The organism is Candidatus Accumulibacter vicinus (assembly GCF_000584955.1).
Classification (GTDB): domain Bacteria; phylum Pseudomonadota; class Gammaproteobacteria; order Burkholderiales; family Rhodocyclaceae; genus Accumulibacter; species Accumulibacter vicinus.
In genome coordinates this window covers 61,331-72,884 of sequence record NZ_JDSS02000041.1, presented here as the reverse complement: position 1 = coordinate 72,884, position 11,554 = coordinate 61,331, and the positions used below count along the sequence as shown (strand labels likewise).

Here is an 11,554-nt window from a genome sequence, read left to right as displayed (position 1 = left end):
AGCCGGTGTCGGGCTTTCTTCTTCTGGAACAGTACGCGGCGGATCGCAAGGCGGCAACTTGGACGCAGGCACTCCAGTCGGCCTTGGTCGGGTTGAACGTCACCGTGATCCAAGGCACCAGCGACGAGGCCACGGCGTTGCATCGGCATGTCGAGGTGGACCTGGGCGCTCATCATTCGCCGGACCTCTTCCATGGCCAGCACGAGGTGTCGAAGGCCACCAGTCTGCACCTGGCCCGCCAGGTCCGACAGTCCGCCGCGACCGTGGTGGCCGCCCAGACGCGCTGGGCGATTGAGCGGGCGGCCCAGCAGGCATACGAAGACCTGTCGCCTCGTCCCTGCGGTCGTCCGCCCGCGTTCGCCACCCGCCTCCAGGCCGCCATGAGCGAGGTGGTGCAGGCCGAAATCGCGCACACCCAGGCGCAGGCGCGTCAGTGCGAGGCCCGCGAACGGGTGCGTGAGCTGGGCATCCTGTATCACCCGTATGACCTGGAGCGCGGACAGGCACAACCGGTCGAACAGGTCGCGCAGCGCTTCAACGGCGTCTGGGCGCAGCTCGAGCGTATCGCCCAGGCCGCTAACCTGCCGACGCGCACCCGTGAACGCTTGGCCAAAGCGCAACGTTTGACCACCCAACTGCTGGCCACCCTCACCTTCTTTTTCGCCACCCTGCAGGGGCAGGTCGAGGCCCTCGCGCTGCCCCCCGACCTAGAGCGCGCCCTCGTCGAAGAACTGATTCCCGCTCTGTATCTGGAGCGCGTCGCCGCGCGCAGCACTCTCGCCGAGCCGCGTCACCGACTACGCGCGCTGAGAGGCTGTGAAAATATCCCGCGAGTCGGCCCGGGCACGGCGGAGCAGGTATAATGCTGGGGTCATTGATATTGTCAGGCTACGAGCATGATCGAGACTTCCCTGCTTTTTCCCGACGAGCCGACGACGCCAGCGAAGCCGACGAGCCAGAGTTGTGCGAAGGCATCGTCACCGAAGGCGGCGGCGCGCGTACTGATGCCGAACCGCAATCAGCTGGAATGGCGGGCGAGTGACCTGGAATCGCTGCTACCGCCTGGGCACCGAGCCAGGATCGTCTGGGGGTATGTTGAGCGGCAGAACCTGGAAGGGCTGTATGCCGGAATCAAAGTGGTTGAGGGCGGAGTAGGACGAGCGGCAATTGAGCCGGAGATTCTGTACGCCCTGTGGCTTGACGCCACCCTGGAAGGAGTCGGTGGTGCTCGTGCGCTGGCCAGACTGACGCAGGCTCATGACGCCTACCGGTGGATCTGTGGTGGCGTGCAAGTCAATGACCACACCTGGGCCGATTTTCGCAGCCACCCAGGGGACGCCTTGGACGATCTGTTGACCGACAACGTCGCGAGTCTGATGGCCGCGGGAGCCGTCAAGCTCAAGGCGGCGGCGCAGGACGGGATGCGAGTACGAGCGAGTGCCGGAGCCGCCTCGTTCCGGCGAGAAGAGAAGCTCAAAGCGTCCCTCGAAGCGGCGCGGGAGCAGGTGAGCCGCCTCAAGGCGCAAGGGGATGACGACCCGGTCGGCGAAACAGCGCGCAAGCAAGCCGCACAGCGGCGTGCGGCGGCGGAACGGGAAGCGCGCATCGAAGCCGCCTTGGCTCGGCTGCCCGAGCTGGCGGCGATCAAGAAGGGCCAAGGAAAGGACCCGAAGGAAGCGCGTGCCTCGACCACCGATGCTGACGCAACGGTCATGAAGAGGGGGGATGGGGGATTTCGGCCGGCGTTCAACTTTCAGTACGCCACCGACACCGAAAGTCAGGTGATCATCGGGGTGGAGGTGGTGACCGCCGGCAGCGACCCGGGACAGATGTCACCGATGGTTGAGCAGGTCAGCGAACGCTGTGGTCAGACCCCGGAGAGTTGGCTGGTCGATGGCGGCTATCCTGGGCATGGGCAACTCGACGCGGTGGCCGAGGAGACCCCCGTCTATGCGCCCGTGCCGAAGACCAAAGACCCGACAGTCGACGTTCACCAAGCGAAGGCAAAGGACAGCCCGGCGGTAGCCCAATGGCGGGAACGTATGGGAAGCGATGAGGCCAAGGCTCTCTACAAGGATCGCGCGGCGACGGCCGAATGTGTGAATGCGCTGGCACGCAACCGCGGCCTGAAGTGCTTACTAGTTCGCGGGCTGAAGAAAGTCAAGGGCGTCGCGTTGCTGTTCGCACTGGCGCACAACCTCATGCGCGCCGCTACGCTCGCACCCGAACTGGTCGGCCTAGGGACAGGAACGTCCGCCGTACCGCAAATGGCAGGGTAATCGCGAGAAAAGCGCGGAAAAGGGGTAGATCCAGGCCAAAAGGCTAGCCACGACATGCATTAAGCATAATTTGGCCCAGGCGGGCGCCAGCCGCCTAATTGTGCCCAACGCGGTGCGGAAGTGAAAAATTCACAGCCTCTGAGCCGCCAGTTGCTCGAACCGCTGCGTCACGGCGCGCATCCGATCTAGGCCTTACCATCCACCGAGATCGCGCGCCTGGAACAGGTGGCCGGCGAATGCGCCGATCGCTTCCAGCGCAGCAGCTCCGGGGTGGAAGGCCGCAACGGCCAACTGGCCCTGCATCACCATGGCCGACATCGCCTGAGCGACCGCAAGCTCGCGGCGCTCACCGCCGTACACAACTATCACATCCGTCGCGCCGACGACCTCGACCACCCAAGCAGCCCTATCTGATGCAGGTGGCGGCGTAGCGGGGGCGGCCGGAACGATGATCGAGGCCGCCTCCAGCCAGTTGGGTGCACAGATCACCGGCATTTCCGCGCCGGCGAGCGCGAGAGCCAACGCGTCGCCTTCCGGCTCACCCAGCAGGATGGCGACCAATGCCGAGCTGTCGACGACCATCGTCAGCGCGGCAGTCCGTCCGCTCCCAGCCCAAGGATCTCGGCCTCGGGGCGCTCATCGAGCACGGGAAGGCGAGCGCTGCGTCTGGCAATCGCGCGGATACGGGCCAGCCGCAGGTCGGCATCAGACCGGCTGGCAGGAAAGCTCCGCAACGCATCGAGTTGACTGATGACTTCCTGGTTGAGTGAACGGCGGTGGGCCTCTGCCTGTTCCTTCAACCACTGGTGCAGATCGGCAGGCACATCGCGCACAGTGAGGGTCGGCATAGGCTTTCCAGTGACATCGAAATGACTGCAGTTTAGCATCAGTGAGTAGCTACAGGCGAAACGCGGCTGGGCAGTCCTTCAGGCTTCCAGTTGACTGCGACGCTGTCTGGCGGCGGGGCAGGAGGCATGGCCGGCCCCCCCGGTCTTGTACTTGCTTACTCGCGCTCTGTCTGAACAGGCTTGTTCGTACCTGCTCCCGTTTTTTTCTCCTCGTACTCAGCGCGCTCGTGCGCCTCGCGCCTCTTCGCACGGAGTTCAATTTTGGCTTTGGCCTCGGCCATGTTGGTGAGGAGATCCTTACGGCAGCCGATTTCCTTCTGAAAATTCAGCCCCAAGGGGGAGTTCTTCATGATTGAACTGCCCCTGGAATCGCTTTGCTTATTTGATTTGCATCAAGCGCGTTGAAGTCCGACAAGCTGCCAGGCGTCACTCACTTGACGCGCTGCAACTTGGCACGGCTGACTGGCGGCGGCGGTGGATCCGGTGGACTGTCCCGGTGGGGTTCGCTGCTGGCCGTGTCTTCGGAAACGGTTTCGTCTTCGGGTTCAAAAGCCATGCCGGCGCCGTTTTCACGGGCATAGATTGCAGATACGTTGCCAATCGGGATCGCGATGTCGCGGGCCACGCCACCAAAACGAGCCTGAAACCAGATGCTGTCGTTATTCATGCTGAGATGCGCGGTGGCATCATAGCCAACATTGAGGACGATCTGGCCGTCGCGGACATGCTCGAGCGGTACGCGCGTGCGAGCATCGACGGCGACGACCAGATAGGGGGTGAAGCCGTTGTCACAGCACCATTGGTGGATGGCGCGGATCAGGTAGGGTTTGGTCGACGGCAGGTCCACGTTCACACTTCCTCAAGGGGTATTGGGGTAGGGAAGCCGGGAGATGCTGGTGCAGGTCATCGCCGGCGGCTATTTGCGCATCGCTTTTTCGGATGGCGTCAGCGCATCGATGAAGCCCTGACGGCTGAAAATCCGTTCGCCGTACTTCATCAATGGTGCGGCCACCCTCGACAGCTCGATCCCGTAATGGTCGAGCCGCCAGAGCAGGGGCGCAATGGCGACATCGAGCATCGAGAAGTCTTCCCCGAGCATGTGCTTTTGCTTGACGAACACCGGTGCCATTTCGGTAAGGCGATCACGAATCTGCTGACGCGAGCGTTCGGCAGCCTTGTTGTTCTTTTCGAGTGGCTCGATGTAGGCGAAGACCTCTCGCTCCATGGTGATCAGGAGCTGGCGCGCGCGCGCGCGCATGATCGGATCGGCCGGCATCAGCTGCGGATGCGGGAAGCGCTCGTCAATGTATTCATTGATGATGTTCGGCTCATAGAGGATGAGGTCGCGTTCCACGAGTACCGGCACCCGCCCGTAAGGATTGATGATGGCAATCTCTTCGGCCTTGGCGAAAAGATCGACATCGATCACCTGAAAATCCATACCTTTTTCATAAAGGACGATACGGCAGCGGTGACTGAAGGGGCAGGTGGTTCCCGAATAGAGATTCATCATGATCAATACCCTCAAAAACGAATCGGCATCGCGGTGGCTACGGGCGCTTGTCGCGTCCTCGCCGGCGATGCCGCGGTGAAACCCCGGCGCTGCTGCTTACTTGACGTCTTTCCAGTACGCTTTCTTCAGCGGATAGGCGAAGGCGAAAAGCACCACCAGAAAGGCCAGGACGCCGAAGCCGATCTTCCTGCGGAACCCTGCATCGGGCTCGGCAAGCCAAACCAGGAAACCAACCAGATCACCGATCTGCTTGTCGTACTCGGCAGGTGTCAGCGTGCCGGGTATAGCCAGTTCCAAGTGCTGTTCCTTGTTCAGCACTTGCTGACCCTGCAACTGCCATAGGACGTGCGGCATACCAACATTTGCGAACAGGGTGTTGTTCCAGCCGGTCGGGCGGTTTTCGTCCATATAGAAAGAACGCAGATAAGTGTACAACCAGTCGGCGCCGCTACCATCTTCCGACGCGCGTGCGCGTGCCACCAGCGAGAGGTCCGGAGGTGCTGCGCCGAACCATACTTTCTGCTCATCGGGGCGAGCGGCAATGCGCATCGTCTCGCCGGTCTTGACTGCAGTAAACATCAGGTTTTCCTTGACCTGCTGCTCGGTGAGACCGAGATCGGTCAGGCGGTTGTAGCGGACAAAACTTGTGCCGTGGCAGTTCAGGCAATAGTTCACGAAAGTCCGCGCGCCGCTTTGCAGGGCCGCCTTGTCGCCCTGCACGTCCGGCGCTTTGTCAAGATGTACGCTAGCGCCGCTGGCGAGGGCGATGACCGGGGTAAAGAGCAATGCCATAAGCAGTTTTTTCATTTTGTGCAGTCCTTTACATCGTCACGCGATCGGGTTCCGGCTTGTACTTGTCGATCCTTGACCACCAGGGCATGGTCAGAAAATAGAGAAAGTAGAAAGCGCTGAGCACCTGCGCCACAGGTGCACCGGGGATGACGCCGAAGAAAGCGTAGGACGGCGGTTTCGTGCCGAGGAAACCCAGGATGGCAAAGGAGATCACGAACAAGGTCAGCAGGGTCTTGAAGATCGGGCCGCGGTAGCGGATCGATTTGACCGGACTGCGATCGAGCCAGGGCAGGAAGGCAAGAATGACGACACCGGCACCCATCGCCACCACCCCCCAGAACTTGGCGTCGATCCCGAACAGCGGCCAGACCATGGCGCGTAGCAGCGAGTAGTAGGGAGTGAAATACCAGACTGGCGCGATGTGCGGCGGGGTTTTGAGCGGATCGGCCGGCAAAAAGTTGTTGTACTCGAGGAAGTAGCCGCCGCCTTCGGGGGCGAAGAAAACGATGATTGAGAAGACCATCAGGAACACCACCACGCCGACGATGTCCTTGACCGTATAGTACGGGTGAAAGGGAATGCCGTCGAGCGGATTGCCGTGAACATCCTTGCGCTTCTTGATCTCGACACCGTCCGGGTTGTTCGAGCCGACTTCGTGCAGTGCCAGGATGTGCGCGGCGACGAGGCCGAGCAGCACCAGCGGCACAGCGATGACGTGAAACGAGAAAAAGCGGTTGAGCGTGGCATCGCCGACGACAAAGTCGCCACGAATCCAGATCGACAGGGGCTCACCGATCAGCGGAATGGCGGAAAACAGGTTGACGATCACCTGCGCACCCCAGAAGGACATCTGTCCCCAGGGCAGCAGATAGCCCATGAAGGCCTCGGCCATCAGACACAGGAAGAGCAGCGTACCAAAGACCCAGATTAGTTCGCGCGGCTGCCGGTACGAGCCGTACAGCATGCCACGAAACATGTGCAGGTACACCACGATGAAGAACGCCGAAGCGCCGGTCGAGTGCATGTAGCGAATCAGCCAGCCCCAGGGCACATCGCGCATGATGTATTCGACGCTGGCGAAGGCCACTGGAATGCCATTGGCGTTGAGCGAGGCATCGGGCTTGTAGTGCATCACCAGGAAGATGCCGGTCAGGATCTGGATGACCAGTACCATCATCGCCAGCGAGCCGAAGAAGTACCAGAAATTGAAATTCTTCGGCGCATAGTACTCGGAAAGGTGCCCGCGCCACATCGAGGTGGCCGGGAAACGGGCATCAAACCACTCAAGCAGATTTCCCTGCAGGGAACCGTCAGACTTGTACTTTTCGAAATTGGTATTCGATGCCATTGCTTAAGCCCCCTTCTTGTCTTCGCCGATGAGAATCCGCTTATCGGACAGGTACATGTGCGGCGGCACTTCCAGATTGTCCGGCGCCGGCTTGCTCTTGAAGACACGGCCGGCGAAGTCGAAAGTGGAACCGTGGCAGGGACACAGGAAACCGCCCAGCCAATTGCTGTCCATGCCTTCGTCGGCACCCTTCTTGAACTTGGTCGAAGGCGAGCACCCCAAATGTGTGCAGATGCCCACCGCAACCAGAATTTCCGGCTTGATCGAGCGCGTTTCGTTCTTGCAATAGGCCGGCTGCATATTTTTCTCGGACTTCGGATCGGCCACCGAGTCATTGAGCTTGGGCAATGTTTCGAGCATGGATGGGTTGCGATTGAAGATCCACACCGGTTTGCCTCGCCATTCAACAGTGATCATCTGGCCAGGCTCGAGACTGCCGATGTCGACTTCGACCGGTGCGCCGGCCGCCTTGGCACGCTCGGATGGCAGCATGCTAGACAGGAAAGGCACGAGCGCGGCTAGCGCCCCCACCCCGCCGACCGCAGCAGTCGCGACGACCAGTCGCCGCCTGCCGCAGTCCACTTTGCTCTCATTGCTCATAGCGCTGATCCCTAGAACGTAATGAAAAGTTGGTACGAACTAAATTGCCCCATTATACGTCCAATTCGATTCGAATTGAATCGAGAAGACCCGAAACGGCTTAACCAGCAAGCGGTCGACGCTCGCGTAGGGCTTGCGCCAGTGTTCCTGCATCGACATATTCGAGTTCGCCGCCGACCGGCACGCCGCGTGCGATGCGCGATACGCTGACGCCACGACTTTTAAGCAATTCGGAGAGGTAGTGCGCAGTTGCTTCACCCTCATTGGTGTAGTTGGTGGCGATGATCACTTCTCGCACCACGCCATCGCAGGCACGAGCCAGCAAACGCTCGAGATGCAATTCGCCAGGGCCGATCCCATCGAGCGGTGAAACGCGACCCATCAACACGTAGTACAAGCCGGAATAGGCGTGCGTCTGCTCAAGCATGTTCATGTCCACCGGCGTTTCGACAACGCAGAGCAGCTTGGGGTCACGCTTGTGCGAGAGGCAGCGGGCACAGATTTCGGACTCGGTAAAGGTGTTGCAGCGCTGGCAGTGACGGAGTGCGCCGAGAGCCAGTTGCAGCGAGTCAGCCAGACGCTGGGCACCCATGCGGTTGTGCTGCAACAGATGGTAAGCCATGCGCTGTGCCGATTTTGGGCCCACGCCCGGCAGACAACGCAAAGCCTCGATCAATGATTCGAGGCTCGACGGTGTATTCATTAGAACGGCATTTTGAACCCGGGTGGCAGATTGAGTCCCGCGGAAAAACCGGCCATCCGTTGCTGGGAGACCTCTTCGGCGCGCCGCATGGCGTCGTTCAGGGCGGCTGCCACGAGATCCTCGAGCATCTCCCTGTCGTCCATCACCGAAGGGTCAATTATAACCCTTCTAATACTATGGCCACAGGTCATCAGTACCCTGACCACGCCGGCACCGGATTGTCCCTCGACTTCAAGCTGCGCGAGCTCTTCCTGGGCTTTCTTCATGTTTTCTTGCATCTGCTGAGCCTGCTTCATCAGGCCGGCGATTCCGCCTTTCATCATCTTGCTTGCCTCGCTGTGAACGATTAAATGGGTTTTATGGAAGATTCGATCAGGGTAGCGTCGAACGTCTCGATGAGCTGCCGCACGAAGCCATCCTGCTCGACTGAAGCGATGGCGCGATCCATGCGTTCACGGTGGTCGCGTTGTGCGGCAGCGGCGGGAGTATCCCCTGAGCCTTCTTCAAGTTCGATCGCCAGTTGCAGCGGATGGCCAAAATGCTCGGCGAGCGATTGCTGCAGCTTGTCCTGTGCAGGTTTCATCAGCAAATGGCGGTGCGTCGGAGAAAGACTGAGGACCATCCGTGCCTTCCCAAGTTCGCGCAATTCACAGTGCTGCGCCAGTTCCCGCGCCATACCGCTGAGCTTGAGGGCGGCGAGAATGCCATGCCAGCCAACCCCGGAGCCGGCTTCTGCAGGCGCCAGCGTCGATGAGGACGCTGGCAGCGGGTCACCCGCCGGAGCGGCGCCTCGCTGTCGTCCGCCAGATTGATCGTCGAGCGCGGGACGAAAAGCATACAGGCGCAGCAGCGTCATGATGAAACCGGCCTGTTCATCAGGTGCCAAGGGTAATTCCTGACGGCCATGCACGGCAATCTGGTAAGCGAGCTGAACGAACTCCGGATCGAGTCTGGCCGAGATTTCGAGAAGGCGCGGACGCTCCGGGAAATCGTCGGCGATCGCCTGGGGGGCGAGCTGGGCAATCTGCAAACGGGTGAACAGACTGGCCATCTCCTGCAATGCTGAGTCAAAGGACAGGCTGCGCGTGGCCATGTCATCGGCCACCTGGAGCATGGCTGCCGCATCTCCGGCGAGCAGGGCATCGGCTATCAAGAACAGGTGGTCAAGATCAACCGCACCGAGCATCTCGCGTACCTGTGCTTCCTCGATCTTGCCCGAACCATGCGCAATCGCCTGGTCGAGCAGCGACAGCGCATCACGCATGCTGCCTGCTGCCGAGCGCGCCAGCAGTTGCAGGGCAGCTGCTTCGGCGCTGATCGACTCGACTTCGAGAATGTGTTTGAGATGACCGGCAATCAGCGGCTGTGTCATCTGCTTGAGATTGAACTGCAGGCAGCGTGACAGCACGGTTATCGGAATCTTCTGCGGATCGGTGGTTGCAAGAATGAATTTGACGTGCTCCGGAGGTTCTTCGAGGGTCTTCAGCATGGCGTTGAAGGCCGAGTTCGAGAGCATATGGACTTCGTCGATCACATAGACCTTGAAGCGGCCACGCGTTGGCGCATAGACCGCGTTCTCGAGGAGCTGCCGCATTTCGTCGACCTTGGTATTGGTCGCTGCGTCCACTTCGAGCAGATCGACGAAACGCCCGGAGTCGATTTCCCGACAGGCCGAACAGACGCCACAGGGAGTCGCCGTGACGCCACTTTCGCAATTCAGCGCTTTGGCAAGAATGCGCGCCAGCGTGGTTTTTCCAACTCCGCGCGTACCGGTAAACAGATAGGCATGATGCAGACGTTGTTCGGTCAGCGCATGCGTCAATGCCCGGACGACGTGTTCCTGCCCGACCAGGCTGGCAAACGTTCGCGGGCGCCATTTGCGCGCCAAGACTTGGTAACTCATGGGCGGGAATTCTAGCAGATGGCGTTACCGGTCCCACTGAAGTTGTTGACCACGGGGGGGTCGGGGCAAATCTGGGCAAAAGTCGGCAGCAGAAGGGAAGCGGAGGGTGGCGAGCCTTACCCCCGGCACTCACATCAGACGGCTGTGGCTGCTTCCTTCCGGACCTGACCAGGTTCACCATCCTGCGATGCGGGGAGACCCGCCACTTGAGATGCTACCACATCAGCCGCCGCCGCGCCGGAAATAGCGCAGGAAGTCTTCGATGAAATCGGCTTCCTGGTCGGCGTTGCCGCTGAAGGCAATTGACACATCGAGACGCGGCAGCAGCAGTACGCCAAGCCGCAGCGCCGGTCGCTGCGAGCAGGAAATGATTACGCTGCGCTCTGGACGCCTGAGGTGCCAACCATGCGCTTGTGGTTCGGCTGTCCAGCCGGTCAACAGCGGCTGCAATTGGCGCTCGAATTCACGAAGCGTCAAGGTCATCGTGAAATGGGCCACGGCTTAACCGCCAGCAATCGGTGGCCAGATCGCCAGAACGTCGTCTGGCGCCAGGCAGCGCTCGGCGCGTAACTGCGGCGGAATGAATTCGCCATTGACCAGGACCAGATGCACCAGACGCGGCGGCAGCGCCCAGGAATCAATGACCGAGGCGACGCTGCACCCGTCGGCAACGTCGAGTGATAGGGCATTGGTCCGCCGGGCCGTCACGGGCAGGTAATCGGAAAGCGAAGCGAACAGCTTCAAGGTGATTTCCATCAGTGCGCCATGGCCAGTCCCCTGGCGAGATAGGCTTCGCCGAGTTGCAGGGGGCTGGCGAGCAGACGATCTTTCCACTCTCCGAGACGCACCCGTCCCTGAATCAGTCCACGCAGTACTCCGATGTGCTCGGTATGGCCGATGCAATTGGCGCCGACCAGCCGATCACCCGCAAACGCCAGACGCAGGTAACGAAACCGGGTTTCGTCGAGGAGTTGCGCGGTTTCGCCACCGGCAACGCCCTGCCATTGGCCAAAGGACGCGGAAATCAGCCCCAGAGTGTCGAGAACGTTGAAAACGAAGGTGCCGGGCAAGACTGCCGGCTGACCGGCCATATTGAGTGCCGCGATGCGCGCCTGCTCGACGGCATCGGGCTGAATGGCATTGACGACGCGCAGACCGGTTCCGAATTCGACCGCTTCCGCGACGTCGCCGGCTGCGTAGATACCGGCGACGCTGGTCTGCATTGACGCGTCGACGAGCACTCCGGCATCGACCGCGACACCGCTGCCATCGAGGAATGCGATGTTCGGCCTGACTCCCGTCGCATTGAGCAGCGCGTCGACCTCCAGGGTTTGGCCATCGTCGAGCTGGACCCGCAGCGCTTCGCCTGCCGCAGCAATCGCCACTACCCGCCGGCCGGTCAGGACGCGCACCCCTCGCGCCTCGCACCAGCGGCGAAGCATCGCCCCAGCCACGGCATCAAGCATCCGCGGCACCATCCGGTCGCCCATCTCGACGACCGTCAGTTGCGGGTCGCGCGCCGCCAGCGACTCCATGATGATGCAACCGATGAAACCGGCGCCCATCTG

The 11,554-nt window shown here is 61.1% G+C and carries 15 protein-coding genes, 1 other RNA gene and 1 pseudogene; 3 read left to right on the top strand and 14 right to left on the bottom strand.

Translation table 11 applies throughout. The annotated features are described in order from the left end of the window. The 3 genes and pseudogenes from CAPSK01_RS17895 to CAPSK01_RS23855 all read left to right on the top strand — a co-directional run. Positions 1 to 863, top strand: a pseudogene (locus CAPSK01_RS17895) (hypothetical protein); the annotation flags it as partial. Positions 864 to 896: 33 nt separating this feature from the next. After that, positions 897 to 2,279, top strand: a complete 1,383-nt coding sequence (locus tag CAPSK01_RS17890; protein ID WP_076611401.1) for an IS1182-like element ISAcc2 family transposase — start codon at positions 897 to 899, stop codon at positions 2,277 to 2,279. A 225-nt stretch (positions 2,280 to 2,504) separates the two neighbouring features. Then, positions 2,505 to 2,693, top strand: coding sequence for a DUF6399 domain-containing protein (locus tag CAPSK01_RS23855; RefSeq protein ID WP_273704007.1), 189 nt, complete (start codon positions 2,505 to 2,507; stop codon positions 2,691 to 2,693). Positions 2,694 to 2,863: 170 nt separating this feature from the next. Here CAPSK01_RS23855 and CAPSK01_RS17880 read toward each other — a convergent pair whose 3' ends face one another. The 14 genes from CAPSK01_RS17880 to CAPSK01_RS17820 all read right to left on the bottom strand — a co-directional run. Then, positions 2,864 to 3,127, bottom strand: coding sequence for a hypothetical protein (locus tag CAPSK01_RS17880; protein ID WP_034929891.1), 264 nt, complete (start codon positions 3,125 to 3,127; stop codon positions 2,864 to 2,866). A gap of 155 nt (positions 3,128 to 3,282) precedes the next feature. Beyond that, entirely contained in the window at positions 3,283 to 3,477 is a 195-nt protein-coding gene (locus tag CAPSK01_RS17875) for a hypothetical protein (protein ID WP_034929889.1), read from the bottom strand. Between the two features lie 80 nt (positions 3,478 to 3,557). Next, positions 3,558 to 3,974, bottom strand: coding sequence for a ClpXP protease specificity-enhancing factor (locus CAPSK01_RS17870; RefSeq protein WP_034929887.1), 417 nt, complete (start codon positions 3,972 to 3,974; stop codon positions 3,558 to 3,560). A 69-nt stretch (positions 3,975 to 4,043) separates the two neighbouring features. Further along, positions 4,044 to 4,640 (bottom strand): glutathione S-transferase N-terminal domain-containing protein, encoded by a 597-nt coding sequence (locus CAPSK01_RS17865; protein ID WP_034929884.1) that lies wholly within the window; start codon positions 4,638 to 4,640, stop codon positions 4,044 to 4,046. A 96-nt stretch (positions 4,641 to 4,736) separates the two neighbouring features. Further along, positions 4,737 to 5,447, bottom strand: a complete 711-nt coding sequence (locus tag CAPSK01_RS17860; RefSeq protein ID WP_034929881.1) for a cytochrome c1 — start codon at positions 5,445 to 5,447, stop codon at positions 4,737 to 4,739. 13 nt (positions 5,448 to 5,460) lie between these two features. After that, positions 5,461 to 6,780 carry a cytochrome bc complex cytochrome b subunit gene (locus CAPSK01_RS17855; protein WP_273704006.1) on the bottom strand — a complete coding sequence of 440 codons (1,320 nt, stop codon included), beginning with the start codon at positions 6,778 to 6,780 and terminating at the stop codon, positions 5,461 to 5,463. A gap of 3 nt (positions 6,781 to 6,783) precedes the next feature. After that, on the bottom strand, positions 6,784 to 7,380 hold the full coding sequence (petA, locus tag CAPSK01_RS17850; RefSeq protein WP_034929879.1) for a ubiquinol-cytochrome c reductase iron-sulfur subunit: 597 nt from the start codon (positions 7,378 to 7,380) through the stop codon (positions 6,784 to 6,786). 100 nt (positions 7,381 to 7,480) lie between these two features. Then, entirely contained in the window at positions 7,481 to 8,083 is a 603-nt protein-coding gene (recR, locus tag CAPSK01_RS17845; protein WP_034929876.1) for a recombination mediator RecR, read from the bottom strand. Next, positions 8,083 to 8,406 carry a YbaB/EbfC family nucleoid-associated protein gene (locus tag CAPSK01_RS17840; protein WP_034929873.1) on the bottom strand — a complete coding sequence of 108 codons (324 nt, stop codon included), beginning with the start codon at positions 8,404 to 8,406 and terminating at the stop codon, positions 8,083 to 8,085. Before CAPSK01_RS17840 ends, recR begins: the two co-directional genes overlap by 1 nt. Before the next feature lie 23 nt (positions 8,407 to 8,429). After that, on the bottom strand, positions 8,430 to 9,986 hold the full coding sequence (gene dnaX, locus CAPSK01_RS17835; RefSeq protein WP_034929871.1) for a DNA polymerase III subunit gamma/tau: 1,557 nt from the start codon (positions 9,984 to 9,986) through the stop codon (positions 8,430 to 8,432). Between the two features lie 105 nt (positions 9,987 to 10,091). Then, positions 10,092 to 10,190, bottom strand: an RNA gene (gene ffs, locus CAPSK01_RS23850) — signal recognition particle sRNA small type. A gap of 18 nt (positions 10,191 to 10,208) precedes the next feature. Next, positions 10,209 to 10,484, bottom strand: a complete 276-nt coding sequence (locus CAPSK01_RS17830) for a hypothetical protein (protein WP_034929868.1) — start codon at positions 10,482 to 10,484, stop codon at positions 10,209 to 10,211. A gap of 3 nt (positions 10,485 to 10,487) precedes the next feature. Continuing rightward, the gene (locus CAPSK01_RS17825; protein WP_034929866.1) at positions 10,488 to 10,742 is read right to left on the bottom strand and encodes a MoaD/ThiS family protein; all 255 of its coding nucleotides are present in this window, start codon (positions 10,740 to 10,742) and stop codon (positions 10,488 to 10,490) included. Further along, positions 10,742 to 11,554 (bottom strand): FAD-dependent oxidoreductase (locus tag CAPSK01_RS17820; RefSeq protein WP_273704005.1); only part of this gene is annotated, 813 nt, incomplete at its 5' end. The genes CAPSK01_RS17820 and CAPSK01_RS17825, both read right to left, overlap by 1 nt.